20 protein-coding genes and 1 tRNA gene are annotated in these 17,091 nt (G+C 55.5%); 11 read left to right on the top strand and 10 right to left on the bottom strand.

The window, feature by feature from the left end:
- The first annotated feature begins 191 nt into the window (after positions 1–191).
- Positions 192–1,184, top strand: coding sequence for a glycosyltransferase (locus ACGYLY_RS04570; protein WP_395282777.1), 993 nt, complete (start codon positions 192–194; stop codon positions 1,182–1,184).
- A gap of 5 nt (positions 1,185–1,189) precedes the next feature.
- Here the strand turns inward: ACGYLY_RS04570 and ACGYLY_RS04565 are convergent, their stop codons facing one another.
- Positions 1,190–2,629: a sulfatase gene (locus ACGYLY_RS04565; protein ID WP_395282778.1), complete on the bottom strand. Its 1,440-nt coding sequence runs from the start codon at positions 2,627–2,629 to the stop codon at positions 1,190–1,192.
- 120 nt (positions 2,630–2,749) lie between these two features.
- Here ACGYLY_RS04565 and ACGYLY_RS04560 point away from each other — a divergent pair, with 120 nt between their 5' ends.
- Genes ACGYLY_RS04560 through ACGYLY_RS04550 form a run of 3 tightly spaced genes read left to right on the top strand, consistent with a single transcriptional unit; the run spans position 2,750 to position 6,167 of the window.
- Entirely contained in the window at positions 2,750–3,595 is an 846-nt protein-coding gene (locus ACGYLY_RS04560; RefSeq protein ID WP_395282779.1) for a polysaccharide deacetylase family protein, read from the top strand.
- A 45-nt stretch (positions 3,596–3,640) separates the two neighbouring features.
- Entirely contained in the window at positions 3,641–4,741 is a 1,101-nt protein-coding gene (locus ACGYLY_RS04555) for a glycosyltransferase (protein ID WP_395282780.1), read from the top strand.
- Between the two features lie 19 nt (positions 4,742–4,760).
- A complete protein-coding gene (locus ACGYLY_RS04550) occupies positions 4,761–6,167 on the top strand; it encodes an oligosaccharide flippase family protein (RefSeq protein WP_395282781.1) in 1,407 nt (468 codons plus the stop codon).
- Between the two features lie 13 nt (positions 6,168–6,180).
- Here ACGYLY_RS04550 and ACGYLY_RS04545 read toward each other — a convergent pair whose 3' ends face one another.
- Entirely contained in the window at positions 6,181–7,323 is a 1,143-nt protein-coding gene (locus ACGYLY_RS04545; RefSeq protein WP_395282782.1) for a glycosyltransferase, read from the bottom strand.
- Positions 7,324–7,460: 137 nt separating this feature from the next.
- Here ACGYLY_RS04545 and aglJ point away from each other — a divergent pair, with 137 nt between their 5' ends.
- Positions 7,461–8,369: an S-layer glycoprotein N-glycosyltransferase AglJ gene (gene aglJ / locus ACGYLY_RS04540; RefSeq protein ID WP_395282783.1), complete on the top strand. Its 909-nt coding sequence runs from the start codon at positions 7,461–7,463 to the stop codon at positions 8,367–8,369.
- 60 nt (positions 8,370–8,429) lie between these two features.
- Here the strand turns inward: aglJ and ACGYLY_RS04535 are convergent, their stop codons facing one another.
- Together ACGYLY_RS04535 and ACGYLY_RS04530 are read right to left on the bottom strand one after the other, a co-directional pair.
- The gene (locus tag ACGYLY_RS04535) at positions 8,430–9,053 is read right to left on the bottom strand and encodes an RAD55 family ATPase (protein WP_395282784.1); all 624 of its coding nucleotides are present in this window, start codon (positions 9,051–9,053) and stop codon (positions 8,430–8,432) included.
- A 23-nt stretch (positions 9,054–9,076) separates the two neighbouring features.
- Positions 9,077–9,715, bottom strand: a complete 639-nt coding sequence (locus tag ACGYLY_RS04530) for a MinD/ParA family protein (protein ID WP_395282785.1) — start codon at positions 9,713–9,715, stop codon at positions 9,077–9,079.
- An 82-nt stretch (positions 9,716–9,797) separates the two neighbouring features.
- On the opposite strand from ACGYLY_RS04530, the gene pyrB reads away from it, so the two are divergent.
- The 3 genes from pyrB to ACGYLY_RS04515 all read left to right on the top strand — a co-directional run bounded on the left by pyrB (position 9,798) and on the right by ACGYLY_RS04515 (position 11,906).
- The gene (gene pyrB, locus ACGYLY_RS04525; RefSeq protein WP_395282786.1) at positions 9,798–10,709 is read left to right on the top strand and encodes an aspartate carbamoyltransferase; all 912 of its coding nucleotides are present in this window, start codon (positions 9,798–9,800) and stop codon (positions 10,707–10,709) included.
- Positions 10,706–11,167: an aspartate carbamoyltransferase regulatory subunit gene (gene pyrI, locus ACGYLY_RS04520; protein ID WP_395282787.1), complete on the top strand. Its 462-nt coding sequence runs from the start codon at positions 10,706–10,708 to the stop codon at positions 11,165–11,167. The genes pyrB and pyrI overlap by 4 nt, the downstream gene beginning before the upstream one ends.
- 76 nt (positions 11,168–11,243) lie before the next feature.
- The gene (locus ACGYLY_RS04515; RefSeq protein ID WP_395282788.1) at positions 11,244–11,906 is read left to right on the top strand and encodes a hypothetical protein; all 663 of its coding nucleotides are present in this window, start codon (positions 11,244–11,246) and stop codon (positions 11,904–11,906) included.
- 7 nt (positions 11,907–11,913) lie between these two features.
- Here the strand turns inward: ACGYLY_RS04515 and ACGYLY_RS04510 are convergent, their stop codons facing one another.
- Together ACGYLY_RS04510 and ACGYLY_RS04505 are read right to left on the bottom strand one after the other, a co-directional pair.
- Complete coding sequence (locus ACGYLY_RS04510) at positions 11,914–12,522, bottom strand: hypothetical protein (RefSeq protein WP_395282789.1); 609 nt, start codon at positions 12,520–12,522, stop codon at positions 11,914–11,916.
- Positions 12,523–12,564: 42 nt separating this feature from the next.
- Complete coding sequence (locus tag ACGYLY_RS04505) at positions 12,565–13,488, bottom strand: peptidylprolyl isomerase (RefSeq protein ID WP_395282790.1); 924 nt, start codon at positions 13,486–13,488, stop codon at positions 12,565–12,567.
- A gap of 105 nt (positions 13,489–13,593) precedes the next feature.
- Between ACGYLY_RS04505 and ACGYLY_RS04500 the strand changes: the two genes are divergently transcribed.
- Both ACGYLY_RS04500 and ACGYLY_RS04495 read left to right on the top strand, forming a co-directional pair.
- Positions 13,594–14,358, top strand: coding sequence for a helix-turn-helix transcriptional regulator (locus ACGYLY_RS04500; protein WP_395282791.1), 765 nt, complete (start codon positions 13,594–13,596; stop codon positions 14,356–14,358).
- Positions 14,359–14,408: 50 nt separating this feature from the next.
- Positions 14,409–14,888 (top strand): phosphopantetheine adenylyltransferase, encoded by a 480-nt coding sequence (locus ACGYLY_RS04495; RefSeq protein ID WP_395282792.1) that lies wholly within the window; start codon positions 14,409–14,411, stop codon positions 14,886–14,888.
- Positions 14,889–14,903: 15 nt separating this feature from the next.
- Here ACGYLY_RS04495 and ACGYLY_RS04490 read toward each other — a convergent pair whose 3' ends face one another.
- Positions 14,904–15,224, bottom strand: a complete 321-nt coding sequence (locus ACGYLY_RS04490; protein WP_231182989.1) for a transcription initiation factor IIB family protein — start codon at positions 15,222–15,224, stop codon at positions 14,904–14,906.
- Between the two features lie 86 nt (positions 15,225–15,310).
- Here ACGYLY_RS04490 and ACGYLY_RS04485 point away from each other — a divergent pair.
- Positions 15,311–15,395 (top strand) — tRNA-Leu (locus tag ACGYLY_RS04485).
- Positions 15,396–15,655: 260 nt separating this feature from the next.
- On the opposite strand, the gene ACGYLY_RS04480 is transcribed toward ACGYLY_RS04485, so the two are convergent.
- The 3 genes from ACGYLY_RS04480 to ACGYLY_RS04470 all read right to left on the bottom strand — a co-directional run bounded on the left by ACGYLY_RS04480 (position 15,656) and on the right by ACGYLY_RS04470 (position 17,057).
- A complete protein-coding gene (locus ACGYLY_RS04480; protein WP_395282793.1) occupies positions 15,656–15,790 on the bottom strand; it encodes a hypothetical protein in 135 nt (44 codons plus the stop codon).
- Positions 15,791–15,936: 146 nt separating this feature from the next.
- Positions 15,937–16,119, bottom strand: coding sequence for a hypothetical protein (locus tag ACGYLY_RS04475; RefSeq protein ID WP_395282794.1), 183 nt, complete (start codon positions 16,117–16,119; stop codon positions 15,937–15,939).
- 134 nt (positions 16,120–16,253) lie between these two features.
- Positions 16,254–17,057, bottom strand: coding sequence for an alpha/beta fold hydrolase (locus ACGYLY_RS04470; protein ID WP_395282795.1), 804 nt, complete (start codon positions 17,055–17,057; stop codon positions 16,254–16,256).
- Positions 17,058–17,091: the final 34 nt, after the last annotated feature.

Genomic DNA, 17,091 nt, shown 5'->3' with positions numbered 1-17,091 from the left:
TGCCATTTTGGTTCGAGACGAAATCCGCATATACATATACCTCACAGTCTGGAATATCGAACAGTAGTGACTCGAAACGCGCTGAACAGTCTATCAGATGACAAATCGTCGTACGCCGTATTACTGCCGGAGTCGGTAGTATTCGGTTTACCACGTGAGAAGAAGGCAGCAGGCGAATATCGGCAATCAATATGAACATCCTCTGGCTTGCACAGAATCGACCCGACAACATCAGTATCGGCCGCCAAATCCTCGCGGACTATCTCCGCCAGAACGGCTTCGATGTCACGATTACGAGTACGACGCCGAAGGCAGTTGCCACCGAAGCCACGCGTCTCCGCAGTTACGATCTGATAATCGGGACGACCCGTGCGGGTGCTATCGCCGGGATGGTATTGAAGCGGCTGGGAAACCTCCCGCTCGTCGTGGATAACATCGACCCGATGCGGCAGTTCGAGGAACAATCGCCGTTGTTGGCACCACCTGTCCGAGCACTCGAAAACAGAGCCCTGCGTGTTGCTGACCACGTACTGTACGTCTATCCCGAAGAAGAAGAGCGAATCAACAGATACGCGTCTAGCTACTCCCAGACGGATTTCGGCGTCGAATACGAAATGTTTGCGAACCCCGATCCGGCTTCGATTGAACGAGCTTCGTTACGGCTCGACTCCCTCGATTTGAACGACAACGTTGCGATTTATGTGGGTGGTTTGGACCCGATATATCATATCGAGGAGATGATCGAGAGCATGGAATATCTCGATGGTTGGAGCCTCGTGATTATTGGAACTGGTTCGTTGAACGAATTCACGCGTACTGCTGCGGAGCAGATGGAGAATGTCGAGTTCTTGGGAACCGTCCCGCACGAGGACGTGCCGGGATATCTCTACCTCTCTGACGTTGGTCTGTGTCTCGTTGACGACGCTCGAACGCTCAAAGTGCTGGAATATATGGCTGCGGGATTGCCTGTAGTGCAGTTGGACGGAGCAGCCAGACAACGGTTTGATGCGAGGGTTGCGTTTTCTACAGCTAATCCAGAAGATATTGCCGACAACATTGAACAATCCATAGTTTTTTCCCACCCCAATAGATTACAAGAAGACATTCAGGAACTCTCATGGGAACAGATCGCAGAGGATTATCGAAATGCAATCGAAACCATAGCCAGTTACGTAGACGATTGATGAAGTTACACGTTATCGTCGTCGGCATAGCCAAGCGCATGAAGATTTGATTTGATTTCCTTCATATCCGTCTCGTCGATAGAGCGACTCCGGTTTTGTGACGGATCGGTCGCCTGCTCCTGTTCGTTCAATTCTTCTTCGAGCTTTCTTGTGAGAATCCTCACTACATCTCGATTTTCACTGGCAACATTTCGGCTCTCATCGGGATCATTTTGAATATCATATAATTCCACGACACCGTTACCGTCATACCAATACTGCTGTTGAAGATACTCCGTTTTCTCCGGAACTATGAGTTTCCACTCCTTAGTTCGGATTGTTCGCATACGATGTTCAATGGCTTCCGAGAAGACGTATTCTCGCTCGGTTTCTGGTAGGCTTCCCCCGCGAATATCGTCCGGTATTTCTATGTCGGCAAAATCTAGCACCGTTGGCAACAGATCCGTATGTTGGACTAACCTATCTATTCGTTTACCCGGTTGAGTTGGATCATCGATTATCAACGGGATGTGGATACTCGTGTCGTATAGACTGCAATTGTCGGAGAATATATTATGTTCACCGAAGTTGTGGCCATGGTCCGCCGTTATTATTAACATCGTCTCGTCGGCGATTCCTTCCTTTTCGAGTGTGTCGTACATTCGTCCGATTTGCTCATCTACCCAAGCCAATGCGCCATCGTAGGCGATTTTGCTGTCAGCAACAGTTTGATGTTTCCCAGTCGCATAGGCTTTATACTCTGCCGATCGAGGGCCTTTCGCATCCGGGTTGAAATAGCTCGAAAGGTGTTTATTTCTACCATCATAGGTGAATTTATCCTCGTATTCCTTTGGAGGTAGGTATGGTGGATGGACGTCCCAATAATGCATAAACATAAAGAATGGCTCAGTCGTCTTCTCTATCTTCTTGATCGACAGATCAGTGAGATCCTCACAGTTTATAATCGAATCGCTGATCCCAGTTCGTTGCCAGTACTTGGTCGCGACATATTTGTAGATGGGATCAGGCAACTCCATTGCTAAATCTTTGAACTTGTCCAGTAGGTCGTCGGCCGAGATATTTTTTGATTCATTTTTGGTTGATTTAATCCCGTACTCGTCGTATCCCCACTGGTGCCAGCGGCCCATCCAATCCATTCCAATTGTCTCAAACCCTTCGTCTGAAAGAAACTCTGGGAGAAATTTAGTATTCTGCTGCTGCAATCGTTTCAAATTCTCTTCGGTGTGTGCGGTACCGTGGTGAGTCACCCCGTGTTCACGCGGTGCTTTCCCCGAGAAAATCGAAGAGAGACAAACATCAGTATAGTTGGATTGAGAAAACGCATTTTCGAAAACAAACGAATCGGCGGCGAGATCATCGATATTTGGGGTCGTGTTCTCTTTCCTTCCATAACACCCAACGTCAGATGCACGGAGGGCATCTACCACAATAATAATAACGTTCATATGAAATGGTTCTGTTTTGGCAACTTAAAAAGCTTATCAGATAATTTGTCATTTGATAGATGACTTCTCATCACTCCGAACTCCAAACCTATATACTACCAATTATCATATCGATATTTAATGGATCTCAGCCGGTTCAAATCGATTTACAACGAAACTCCTCTTGCTGAATTGGGTTGGGAAGCTGCCTCTCGACTCGACTACCTGTTACGAATAACTAATGTTGTGGATAATGGTTTGAATGCTGTTTTGATGTATCACTCAGTCGGAGAAACAAACGGCTCCTACTATGGGAATATTTCGACACACGTCTTTAGACGTCAACTCAAGACACTTCACGAGGAGTTTGAATTCGTTGACCTCTCTGAAGTTGTTCACGACAATACAAGTGAAAAAAAGATTGCCGTTACGTTCGATGATGGGTTTAAAAATTTCCATACTAATGCTGTCCCGATACTACGTGAATTCGAGATACCGGCAACCGTATTTATCACGTCCGAGTTTATCGATAATGGAAATCGAGAACGGATAATTGAACGACACTCCCTTATCGATGTTGATTCGAAAGTTATAATGGATAGCTCAGAGATTCGTGACTTAATTGACGACGACCTCATTACTATTGGAAACCATACTAAGACGCACCCAGTTCTATCTGAGGAACTCTCCCGAAAGGAGCTTTTCGATGAAATCATCGGTGCAAAAGAGGAGTTAGAATCTCGTTTCGGGATTTCAGTTAACCGATTTAGTTACCCTCACGGAGAGCACAACCAACTTAGTGATGAACTAGTGCGAGAATCTCATTCACTTGCAGTGACCGGCCAACCAGGAGTGCTTGACTCATCTATCGACCCCTACCTCCTTCCACGAATCGACGTAGTCCAATCAGCACTCGCTCTACGCCTCGAAACCACCGATGCAGGACAGCAATTGAAAAGTTTTTCTCGGCGACTATTAACCGAGTGACCTATTCGAAGCATTGACAACCTTTGAACGAATTTCCGGTGATAGATGAACGATGTACTGCTGATATCAAATCGTCGTTTAGATGAGAATGTTGGTAGATCTGAGAAGTTCAGAACGAGAGTGAGGCTACTAGAAGAACGCGGTTGGAATGTCACGGTAGGATATGTAGAGAAAACTACAATCCTGGGAATAGTTCCGAACGCTATCCGTCTCGCACGGCTCGCCCATCGGGAAGATATCGATATAATAAATTCCGTAAGTAGTCCATTTCATCTCCAACTCATTGGGTATCTTGTTAGTTTGCTCACTAGTTGCCCTTGGCTCGCCGAGTTTCGGGATCCATTAATCACGAATCCAAATGTAGACCCAAATTCCCTCCCTTGGTATTTCCGACGTGCCGTCGAACGACTCATTATAACAAAATCTGACAAGGTGGTCTGGTTTGACGGAATTCAATTGCCAGAAGACTATTTCACAACTAGATATTCGACAAATGTTAGTAAAAAGTGTGAGAAGTTGCCTTTCATGGGTTTCGAACGTGAGCAATTAGAACCGATTGATGCAAACAAGAAAGATGAATTTACGATAACATACGCTGGTTCATTTTACAGCGGTTGGATTGAGCCATACTCATTTCTTCAGGGTGTTGCCATATATGCGGAAAGATACGATACAAATGACTTCAAAATCCAATTTTTCGGTGATTGGGCTGACGAATATTCCGAGTTTGCCGCTTATCTTGGGATTGATCATCTTATTGATCCTCACGGCTATATCTCTCATGAAAAAGTGATCGCGGAGTTGAAGGGGTCGGACATCGTCGTTCATATTGGCGGTTCGAAGCCTCGAAATAGACTTAATATCCCATCCAAATTATGGGATTATATTGGCGTTCAAAAGCCCATCTTGGCAGTCGTTGACCCATCATTTCGTGTCGCAAAGTTAATCCATGACAACGAAATTGGTATTATAGCACCACCCAACTCCCCTGATTCCACTGCTAAAGCACTTGAAAAACTACACTCCGATGAATTCCAATATAATACCGACATCGCATCAGAGAGTCGGTTCAGCCGCGAGCAAACGGTAAATGAGTTTGCTCGGGTACTTGATGAACTTCATGAGAATAAAAATTTAGTTGATTAATATCAAAATAATGTCGGGTATGCGAATCGGACAAACTTCGGTGATACACTTCCTTTCCCAAGTAGCTGCCTCTGTCCTCGGTTTCTTAGCAACTCTCTACTTTGCACATACACTCGGTAAGAGCGTATTGGGAACGTACTTCCTAGCCATCGCAGTCTTGAGTTGGTTGAAGATAATTGGCGATTTTGGAATCCGGGAATCAATCACAAAGAGATTAACTGAAGAAGAGGGTAATAACGGAGCATATCTTTCTGCAGGAATCATAATGCAATTAATTCTTTTAACGACATTATCTTGTCTATTAATCCTCGTTCGTAATCCTCTCAATAACTATCTCGGATTCTATGGAACGAAGTACATTATACTTGCTCTCATCGGTATTCTTCTGTTTTCCTTCTTGCTGGGTGTGTTACGAGGACAACATATGGTACATATTACTGCTCTTTTACAACCAGTAGACCGGTCTTTTAGAACAGGTTTGCAGTTCTGTTTTGTCGCTATTTTTGGGTGGGGAATTTCGGGACTTCTCGTTGGTCACGCCGTTGCATCAATAATAACAGTATTGGTGACGGTGACTTTCGTTTCAATTCGATTGCATCCCCCTGACCGGCAGCAATTTAGGGACTTGTTTTCGTATGCTCGCTATTCTTGGCTTGGAGGAATTAGCGGATTGACTCTTGACTCGATGGATACGATCATTCTTGGATTTTTTGTTGCTACAGGATACATAGGAATCTACGAAGTTTCGTGGAATCTCGCTTCTATACTTGCAGTATTCGGTCTCTCGATTAGTCAGGCTATGTTTCCAGAAATGAGTCGGCTGGCAGACACAAAGCGCGAAACGGTTTCAAAGCTTGCAAACGAAGCGTTCGCATATACCGGTATATTACTCATTCCTGGTTTCATTGGCAGTTTACTGATCGGGGACTCTCTTTTAGCAATCTATGGTACTGAGTTCAGAATCGGGGGGACGATACTAACCATTCTTATTTTTGCGCGGTTGATATACGCATATGCTTCACAGATTCTCAATACGTTAAATGCAATTGATCGTCCAGACATCGCATTTCGGATCAATGGAGTGTTTGTCGCCACAAATATCATTCTCAATATCACACTAATATATTCATACGGATGGATCGGGGCAGCGACGGCCACTTCGATTGCTGCATTTCTTACGCTTATAATCAGCTACAGGGCGATCTCTGAACAATTGTCTGTTTCTATACCATTAAAAGAGATAAGTCGTCAGTGGATTGCCGCAATTATCATGGGAATTGTCCTATTTATTCTCCAACCACGTTTGGAAAACACCACGCTATGGATTCTTGCACTCATATTGATCAGTTCGGCGGTCTATTTTGGGGTACTATATGTGATTTCAAGCCGTATCCGGACTATAGTTCAAGACAATATGGTATACTAATTTTAATATACGATTATTCGAACGCCTCCCGCAACTCCTCATCTATCTCCCACGTTCCATCGTCCTCACCACGCAACAACTCCACGCTGGCTCGGAACAGCGACACCTGCGTATCGAAGATGGCGTACACCGGCTGCAATGAACCCAATCGGTCACTGCCACCGAGCCGAACGAACAACCAAAGCCCCGCAGGAACGACCAGTCCAAACGGTCCGGCAGCAACGAGCGCACCACCCGTCATTAACCCCACCCCAAGCGCCACCAACCACGGCGAGACAATCATGAACCACCAGTTGAACGGCAACACGACGCCTCCGTACTTCCCGTGTCGCCCGAGTGCATCCCGATGTTGCACTAGCAACCGAATCAAGCCCATTCCGCGCCGGTCTTTCTGCAATCTGCGTTTTCCGAAATCGGAGTGGGAAGCCTCGCTGTAGCGAATCTCGGGGTCGAAGATTACCCGCTTTCCGTTGCGTCGAATCTTCAACGCGAGCTCGGTGTCGTCGGCGAGCGATTCGGGGTCGATGGGGACGATGGCGTCGTTTTCGAACGCCGAGAACGGGCCGTGGAAGATGAGGGTGGAGTCGAGATGCGATTCGAACGTTTGAATATGGGCTTGGACGCCGCGATACCCCTCCTCGACTTCGCTCCCGCCGAGAACGTCGGCGTTTTGTCCGGTCACGGCCGCAACCTCCGGGTCGGCAAGGTTTGCCGCCGCGACGCGGAGGACGTCGTTCGCGGTGTAAGAGTCACAGTCGGTTTTGACCACCATCTCGTTCTCGGCGGCCGCGTACGCGTCGTTGAGCGCGGGTGCGAGCCCGCGCCGTTCCTCCTCCTCGATGAGGTTCAGCGATGGGTGTTCGCGGTTGGCGAAGTACTCTCGAATGAGGTCGGGCGTCTCGTCGTCGCTCGAATCCACGACGACGAGTTCGACCTTCTCCATGGGATAGTCGAGTTCGAGCAGGTCGTCGAGCTTCTTCTCGATGATGTCCGACTCGTTGTACGTGGGTAGTATGACACTTACCGTCGGCTCCGATTCCCGCTTTCGGGCGGGCGAGCCGTCGGGGCGAATCAGTCCGTACAACGCGAGAAAGCAGAGATACGGAATTGCGGCCACAGCGATGACGACAGCGGCGGCCTTTGCGAGCCGGTTCATGTCCGGTCGTTTGTCGTTTTGTTTTAAACATCTATGGATTGACCGGCAGTCGGTGGGCGGTGAGGGTCGGTACCTCTCCCATCCCTGACAGACTCAAAAGGTTGGGCTTTTACACCCCGGTGTCCATTTCCCCGACAATGCCCGACAAAGAGGACGTGTGCGTGCTCATTCCGACGCTCGACGAGGCCGAGACGATTGGCGAAGTCATCGACGGGTTTCGTGAGCAGGGATTCTCGAACGTTCTCGTGGTGGATGGCGATTCCGAAGACGACACCCGCGACGTGGCGACGGACCACGGCGCACGCGTCATCACGCAGAGCGGCGTCGGGAAGGGACAGGCCGTTCGAGAGGGGTTAGAACACATCAATACGGAGTACGTGTTGATGTTGGACGGGGATGGAACGTACGACCCGGCGGACGCCGGGACGATGTTGGAACCGCTCGACGACGGCTACAATCACGTCATCGGAAATCGGTTTGCGGAGATGAACGACGGGTCGATGCCGCGGCTGAACCACTTCGGCAACCGCGTCATCAATCGTGCGTTCTCCATCATACACGGGTCGGATTTTAAGGACATCCTGAGCGGCTACCGTGCGTTCACGCGCAAATCCGCGGAGCGTGCGTATCTCACCTCGGACGGTTTCGGCGTCGAGACGGAACTGGCGGTCGAATGCGTCAAACACGGCGTTCCAACGGTCGTCGTCCCGATTCAGTACGAGGAGCGCCCGGACGATTCGGAGACGAACCTCCACCCGCTCTGGGACGGCGGGGACATCATCATGACGCTCTATCAACTGGCCAAGACGAACAACCCGCTGTTTTACTTCGGAAGCGTGGGGATGTTGAGCGGCCTCTTCGGTGTTTTTCTGGGGGTTTACGTGGGAGTCGAATGGGTCACTCGAAACATCTCACACGAAGTACTCGCGGTCGTCGCCGGTATCTCCATCGTCTTCGGCTTGCAGTTGCTCATGTTCGGCGTCCTCTCGGATATGATCGTCACGCTCCACCGGGAACAGATGCGTCGAATCGACGAACGACGATAGGTGCGCGGACGGTGAACACTGGCCGTGAGAATCGTGACGAGAGCGACGTGCCCGAACGATTTATGCGATGTCGCGGCTGGTGTCGATGGAAACCGACTCCGTGAGTTCGAGTTTGATCGTTTCGGAAAGCGCCCGTCCGCCGCGGAACTTCGGTACGGCGAGCCGATTTTCGACGCGGTCTCCCGTTACTTCTGTTCTGAGTTGAAACACCACGTCGACGGCATGTTCCGTGATATCCCGCTGGGCGGGGACCTGTCGACCGTCGAGACAGTGGAGGAGTGCGAGGCTATTGGTTCCCCGGAGGTGGGCCTGCAAGTCGTTGAGGAAGTTCCGATACCGGGTCGGGTCCTCCCGCTCCAAGGGATTCATCTGGTCGATGATGAGCGTCGAATCGCTTCGAAGACGCTGAAACAACCGCCGAGCGTGGTCGAGCGGCGCATCGCCCGGGATATATCTGACCTCCGGCGTTCGACGGCTGGATTCCCGTCGAAACTCGGCACTAACGGCCTCTTCGTCCCGATCGGTCGTCAAGTAAAGCGTCGGGCGACTCGCGGTGAACTCGGTCAGGAGAAGTTCCGCCTGACTGGCCGGTGGGGCACAGAGTGCGACGGTGCTTCCCGGTGGAAGTCCCCCGTCGAGTTTCCGGTCGAGAACCGGGACACCGGTCGAAAGCCGCGCTACCATACGATTGACAACTCAAACGGCGTTCATAAGTGTTTGGACAGAAGCGCGGACGCGAGGCGGTCGTACCCCCGACGAACGGACTCATCGACGAGGGCTGCGACGCCGCCGTCGGGAATCGACGAGAGCATCGGACAGTCGAACAGTCGCTCGATTTTCGATGGAGGATGATCCGCTCGGGTCGTGACGACTCCGATAATGGTCGTTCCAAGCGCACGGGCCATCGCGGCGGTTTTCGCCGTGTCGCGGAGACACGCCGGGTCGGGCGTCGTTACCAGCAGGACATGGTCCGCGATTCGGAGCGGCGTCGCCGCGTCGGGACCCGCCCCCGCCGGACAGTCCACGAGGACATGGTCGGCCGCACAGGAAAGGCGAGGGAGCGCGGTCGGTAGGTGAACGGACACCGCTACCGATTGCGGTGCCGGAACCACTCCGACGCCGGTAAGGGAGGGGGGAGGATGGGTCGCCGACTCGACCGGCTCGCCGTCCGCGACGGCCGAGAGGTTTGGGGAGTCTGTGACTCCCGCAAGCAGGTGTAGGTCCGGCATGTCAACGTCCGCGTCCACGGCTACGACCGACCGGCGCATCCGCCCGAGCGCCCCCGCGAGTCCGAGCGTCGTCGTCGTCTTTCCACAGCCTCCCTTTCCACCGGCGATGGCGAGCATGCCGGGTGTGGTTCCGCCATCCGATTTAAATTTCGGGGACGACCCGTGCCTTTCAAGGCGCGTGACAACCCCTCTTCGAACGATGCGGCACGACCACCTCATCGACACGAAACAACTTTCGCGGCGGGATATCGAGGACGTCCTCGACCGCGCCGCCGAAATCGACGCCGACCCGGCGGCGTTCGGGGACCGACACGCGGGAAAACTCCTCGGGTTGCTGTTTTACGAACCGAGTACGCGCACCAAGATGAGCTTCGAGACGTCCATCAAGCGTCTCGGCGGCGACGTCGTCGACATGGGTTCCGTCGAATCGTCGAGCGTGAAGAAGGGTGAAAGCCTCGCCGACACGACGCGCGTCATCGAAGGCTACGCCGACGCGCTCGTGTTGCGCCACCCGAGCCAAGGTGCGGCGAAGATGGTGAGCGAGTTCGTCGACGTCCCCCTCCTCAACGCCGGGGATGGGGCGGGACATCACCCGACACAGACGCTCCTCGACCTCTATACGATTCGGGAGAACGCGGGCCTGGATGACCTCACCATCGGCATCATGGGCGACCTGAAGTACGGGCGAACGGTCCACTCGCTCGCACACGCGCTAACGAACTTCGACGTTCGCCAGCACTTCATCAGCCCCGGGAGCCTCAAACTCCCGCGAAGCGTTCGCTACGACCTCCACGAGGCGGGGGCGAACGTCCGCGAACACACGGACATCGAGGACGTGCTTCCGAACTTGGACGTCCTCTACGTCACGCGCATCCAGCGCGAGCGCTTCCCGGACGAGAACGAATACCGCGCCATCGCGGGCGACTACCGTATCGACCTCGAAACGCTCGAAAACGCGCGTGACGACCTGACCATCATGCACCCGCTTCCCCGCGTCGACGAAATCGCACCCGAGGTTGACGAGACGTCCCACGCGAAGTACTTCGAACAGGCACACAACGGCATCCCAGTGCGTATGGCACTGCTCGACTCCATGCTGGAGGACCAATGAGCGACCACGAACTCCGCGTCAGCAAGATTCGAAACGGCACCGTCATCGACCACATCCGCGCCGGCCAAGCGCTCAACGTCCTCGCAATCCTCGGCATCGACGGAAGCGACGGTGAGGCGGTGAGCGTCGGGATGAACGTTCCGAGCGACCGAATGGGGCGGAAAGACATCGTGAAGGTCGAGGGGATGGAGTTGAGTCAGAACGAGGTGGACGTGCTCTCCCTCATCGCCCCCGACGCGAGCATCAACATCATCCGCGAGTACGAGGTGGCCGAAAAGCACCGCTTGGAGCGACCCGAATACGTCGTCGGCATCCTCTCCTGTCCCAACAGCAACTGCATCTCGACGGAAGACGAACCGGTCGATTCGAAGTTCGAGGTGCTCTCCGACGGCGTCCGTTGTGAGTACTGTGAGACCATCATCCGCGATGACCTCCCCGCACATATCAGCGTAAAGTGAGAAACGACGGCTTATCCCGCCGAACTCGGGAAAACGGTCGAAGCCGTTTATGCCGTCGCTCCGGTTCGTGGCGTGTATGGGAACCCGAACCGGCACGTATGCCGCAGTCATCTTGTCGATTCTTCTCGTATTCTCGGGCGGTGGAGTCGTCGCTGGCGATGGAGTAACCGCGGCGAACCCGTTGTTGCAACTCGGTCAGTACAAGGTGTCCGTCAATGACGTGACCGTCAGGACGTGGGCGCTCCGGAATACGACGGTGAACAACGCCACGGTGGACGAGGTACACGTTCGAACCTTGCGAACCGAGAGCGGACCCAAGAAAAACGTCACCCTCCGAAACGTCTCCATCGCGACGGTTCACATCCAAAACGGTACGATGAAGAACGTGACCGCGGACAGAATCGTCATCAGAAACCGCTCGATTTGGAACGTGCCGGGCGGCGACCTGTTCGACCCGGGCGTGAAAAACCGCGTCATCGAGCGACACGTCCTGACCAACATCACGGTCGAAGGCGCGAACCTCGACACGTTGAACGTGGACACGCTGACGGTGGTCAACACGACGGTTCCGAACCGCTCCGACGCGGCACCCGTATCGCCGGACGTGACCGACCCCGACACGAAGCCGAAACCCGCCGTTGAAATCCAAAACGCGAGTATCGACTCCGGAATCGTTCGAAAGGCGAACGCGGGCGAGTGGTCGGCTACGAACGTCCGCTCCCAGAACGCGACGAGGTGAGGGAGAGTCAGAGGAACGCTTCGGTCTCGACCGTTTTTCCCGCCGGAAACGACGAACCGGAGAGTTCGAACCGCGGGACGTGTACGTCGTCATCGTCCGCGTGTTGAAACACGAGTTCCGGAACGTCCCCGAATACCGACCGAAATTCATCCTCTGCATCCGAGTCGGGAACGTCGAGTTCGACGCGCTCGAACCGCAGTTCTTCCCACGACCCGAGGTCCGCCTCCACGTCGCTTCCGTCGGGATGGAGTTCGACCCGGAACCGCCACGGCGTCATGACGAACGTTCGTCGCCCGTCGCGGTCACGAACGGACCACCCCGCGTCGTCCGCACGGTTACAGATCGCTTCGAAGTCGGAGGTACAGAGGCCAAGGTGGTCGAAGTGCGGGCGTCGCCCCGGTGCAATCGTAACGTTCACGTAGCCGCGTTGGGCGTTTTGCAGTCGAAGCCGAAACCCGTCCGGGACGGGGTCGCTCGCGTCCAGCGCGTGAAACTCGCCGTCGCCCCGTCCGAATCGACGGTACGGCGGCAGTCCGTTCGCGGCGAGTTCGGTTTCGGCGTGGCTTACGTCGGGCGTGTTGAAATGGAGATGGAAGAGCCGTGTCGGGGAGTGCATACCCGACAGTGCTCGCTCACCCAAAAAGACGATTCGGTTCGATTACTCTTCGACGTCTTCGGCTTCTTCGCCTTCCTCTTCGAGTTCCTCGACGAGTTCGTCCTCGTCGATGTCGACGTCTTCGAGGGCTTCTTCGAGGTCGGCACCGCCCATACCACCCATTCCGCCCATGCCGCCCATCATTCCGGCACCCGCGCCGTCGATGGTCTCCTGAACGATGACGCGGTCTATGTCGAGGCGGTCGATGACGTCCTGTGCGATCTGCTGTTTCTGGAACATCCACTGCTGGTTCATCGACAGCTGCGGCGTCGCCTCGATGTAGAGGGTTTCCTTCTCGACCGTCTCGGTTTCGGTCTCGCCGTCCTCGTTCTCGACTTCCTCCTCTTCCTCGTCCGTCTGAAGCCACATGTCGAGGTCCGCGTCGATGTACATCGAGAAGAGGCCCTTCGCCTTCTCCTCTGCGTCCTCGACCTCTTCGACGACTTCGTACTCGTATTCGAGGTCCTCGCCCGCGAGCGGGTGGTTGAAGTCGACGCGTGCGCGGCCGCCGATGATGGTCTCGACGTAGCCCTGCTGGCCGTCGACGTTGACGTTCGCGCCGGGGTAGCGGTCCTCGTCCGAGAGTTTGTCGGCGCTGACCGTGCGGACTTGCTCGTTGTCGTATTCGCCGAACGCCTGTTCGACGGTGACGGTTCCCTCGTCGCCCGCTTCCTTGCCGTAGATGTCCTCTTCGACGTCCTCGAAGATGTGACCCGCGCCGAGGACGATGGTGCGCGCGCTGAAGTCGCGCTCGTCAGTCTCCACGTCCTCTTCTTCCGCGACTTCTTGGCTGGTCGTGTCGACGAGATCGCCGTCCTCGACGGTTCGTGCGGTGTAATCGAGGCTGATGAAGTCTCCTTCCTGCAGCCCGTCCTGTGTTTCTTCGTTCTCTTCTTCGGATGCGTCGGCCTCTTGTTCGTCACTCATACACGAAACGACACCCGTTCGGCCCTTAAGAATCACGTTTCGCCCCCGAGAGGGAATTCGGCCTCGGGGAGACGTTTACAACCCTCCCACGAGTACATCGGCCCGATGGATACCCAAGAGACGGTCGCGTTTCTTGCCGGGTCGCCGGAGCGACTGCGATTGCTGTCTCTCCTCCGGGAGTCGCCCGGTTCGCCGCGCGACGTCGCCGATTCCCTCGACGTCTCCCACCGGAGCGCCCAGCGGAACCTCTCCGAGTTCGCCGACCGTGGCTGGGTGCGAAAGCGTGACGGGAACTACGCCCTGACGCCGAGCGGCGAACTCGTCGCGCGAACGCACGGAAACTACGTGGAGACGCTCGAAACCATCGAGCGATTCGATGCGTTTTTCCGTCACCTCCCGGCCGAAACCCGTCTTCCCGACCCGGCGTGGTTATGCGACGCCACGCTCGTCGTCGCGTCGCCCGACCAGCCACAGGCCCCGGTGAGCGAGTACGTGAACCGTCTCCGTTCGCGGGAGACGGACACGATTCGGATGCTCGCACCCGTCCTGAGTCGCCTGTATCACGACGTACACGCGGAACTCGTGTTCGACGGTATCGAGACGGAACTCGTCATGCCCGCGGACACGTTGGAAACCGCACGGTCGCTCAACCCGCTCGAATTCGGACTCGTCACCCGCGCTATCGACATCTACCAGTACGACGGCTCCGCACGAATCGGCGTGACGCTCGGCGACGGGTGGGCGCTCGCGGGAGCCTACGACGAGGACGGACAGCTCCGCGCGCTCGTGGACTGCGATCGTCCCGCGTTCGTCGAGTGGGCGGAGGGAATTTACCGTCGGTATCGCGAGGCTGCACGGCCCGTCCGATGATAGCACGGCGTTCCGAAGGTGATAAACCACGCGGAACCATTCGCCGGAGTATGGACGTTGCGTTGGGTGGGACGTTTGACCCGGTTCACGACGGACATCGGGCGTTGTTCGAGCGAGCGTTCGAGTTGGGTGACGTCACCGTCGGGTTGACGAGCGACGAACTCGCTCCGGCGACTCGAAACGTCGAGAGACACGTCCGCCCGTTCGAGGAGCGAAAGCGTGCGCTCGAATCCGAACTCCGCGGGTTCGCCGAGGAACACGGCCGCGAGTTCGACGTTCGGAAACTCACCGAACCGACCGGCATCGCCACCGAGGAGCGCTTCGACGTACTCATCGTCTCCCCCGAGACGAAACACGGCGGCGAGCGAATCAACGAACTCCGCACCGAACGCGGCTTCGACCCCCTCGAAATCGTCGTCGTTCCGCACGTCGAGGCCGAGGACGGCGACATCATCTCCAGCACGCGAATCGTCGCCGGGGAGATAGACGAACACGGCAACTTGACCCCGGACGGCGGCGGACGCGACTGAATCCTTTTCGTTGACCTACCACGACGGCGGTTGGAGTCCCGCTTCTTCGAGAACCGTCTTCCAGCGCTGTTGGATCGTCAACCGCGAGACGCCGATTGCGTCGGCGACGGCCTGCTGTGAGCGCTGGTCGCCCTCGATGAGCGACCCGGCGTAGAGGCTGGCGGCCGCGACGGCGCGCTTGGAGCGCTCCTCGGGGTCGTCGGCGCTGGAGACGGTCGAGAGAAAGAGGTCCGCCGCCCGCGAGCGAGCGCCGGTTTCGAGTTCGAGGCGGTCTGCTGCCTGCTGGAGTTCGGCGAGCCACGATTCGTTTTCCACTTGGTCACGTGCCCGATACACGACCGAAAATCACGCGCCATCGGATATAAACGCTCGTCCGCGGAGAACGACAGTTTCTTATCTCGCACCTCAAAATCCAATACTGCGTGCGGGTAGCCAAGCTAGGCCAACGGCGCAGCGCTTAGGACGCTGTCCCGTAGGGGTCCGCCGGTTCGAATCCGGTCCCGCACATTTTGCCACGAGCAACGCCGCGAGTGGCAAAATTGTGAAGAGGATTCGAATTAGACCGGATGCAGTCTGCGTAGCGAACGGAGTGAGTGAGCAGAATCATCCGGGCGTTGTTCGAATCCGGTCCCGCACATTCTCCGCGAACAACGGTCGTGAGCGGGAAAACTGTGCCGAGCAAATTCGAAGGAGACTGCACAGGGAGAGCGAAACGCGGTGCACTCCCGGTATTCCCATCGACTGGTGTGCGGTCCGCGGTGCAGACGTTACAGCACGGCGAGAAGTATGGCTCCCCAAAAGAGGAGAAGGAGAACTCCGAGACCCGCCCAGAATAGCTTCCAGACGAGGTGCATGTCGTCGAAGGCCGTCACGTTCGGCTTTGACACGTGGTCGTTACCCATAAATAAAATTATGTTTCGTGCGGGTGAGCACTTTCTCCTGCGGTGTTCACGCTCCTCAATCGGTAAAGTCCCTATCTTCTGCCCCAAATCGATGGAAGTAACCACCTTCGATACCCTTCAAACGTTCCGCCCGCAGTTCGGGGTTGCTACCCGAACATCATCCAAGCGAAGAGGAAGAAGGAGGCGAAAATGACGAGGAGGAGTATCGTTGCTTTGAGCATCGTTTCGCGGACCGACGTTTCCGAATCCGTCGAACCGTCATCCTCTCTGTCCACCGCATACATACCCTCGTCGTCCATTCCCATCCAATTCCCACTATCTAAACCCATACTTCTTCTGAATCTTTCACGATAATAAGCTTTCTCCGCGATTCGAGCCGAGAGTTCTCGAATCGGTCCCAGTCCGCGCGGCAATCAAACTGGCGTTCCGCGCCTCGATGCGAACCGTGACGCCGTAAACGCCACTAATGAGAGCGTCTCCACAGTGATCCCGCGTCATCGAGGAAGTCGCGCACTTCCGCAACGACGCGCTTCGGCGCTTCCGTCGGGCCGCTGTGCCCGAGGCCGTCGAACTCGACGAGGCGACTGTCGGGAATCGCGTCGTGAACCGCGCGGACGCTGTCCCGGAGGTGGGACGGGCCGTCGGTCCCAGACAGGAGGAGCGCAGGTGCGTCCACGTCGAGAGTGTCGGGAAGACGGTGCTTTTCGAGGGCACGGTCCATCCTGACGGTGTTTTCGACATGTTCCACGCAGGCTGGCCACGGGGGCCACGCCTCGAGCCATCCGTCGAAGTCGGGTGGCTCTCGGTCGTGAAGCACTTCCCGGAGGTGGAGTTTCATCGCCTCATGAGGCGCGCCGTCGTCGAGTTGCTCTTGCATCCGCTCGGAGAGGTCAGCTTGTTCCCTGTACGCTCCGACGAGATACGCCGGTTCGTAGGCGACGACCGCTCGAACGGGTTCGATGCGGGCGGTTTCTATCGCTTGCAAGCCGCCGAAGGAGTGTCCGAATAGGGTCGGTTTTCCATCGACGGCATCGATGACGGCGCGAGCGTCTTCGACTTCGCGCCGGATACTGTACTCCTCGGAATCGCCGCTGTCGCCGCGTCCTCGTCTGTCCGAGAGGAACACGGTGAATTCGTCCGTGAACCGGGAGAGAAGCGGTTCCCAGTAGTGTCGCGTTGATCCGCCGTGGAGGAGGACGAGCGGCGGCCCGTCTCCGTGTCGTTCGTACGCGATACGCGTTCCATCGGCCGAGGTGACTGTCTCCATCTCGATGTACTGGTTGACAGGGAAGTCGACTAAG

Source organism: Haladaptatus sp. CMAA 1909 (genome assembly GCF_043952005.1).
GTDB lineage: Archaea > Halobacteriota > Halobacteria > Halobacteriales > Haladaptataceae > Haladaptatus.
Note: the sequence above shows the minus strand (reverse complement) of the source record. Positions and strands in the feature narration are given on the sequence as shown.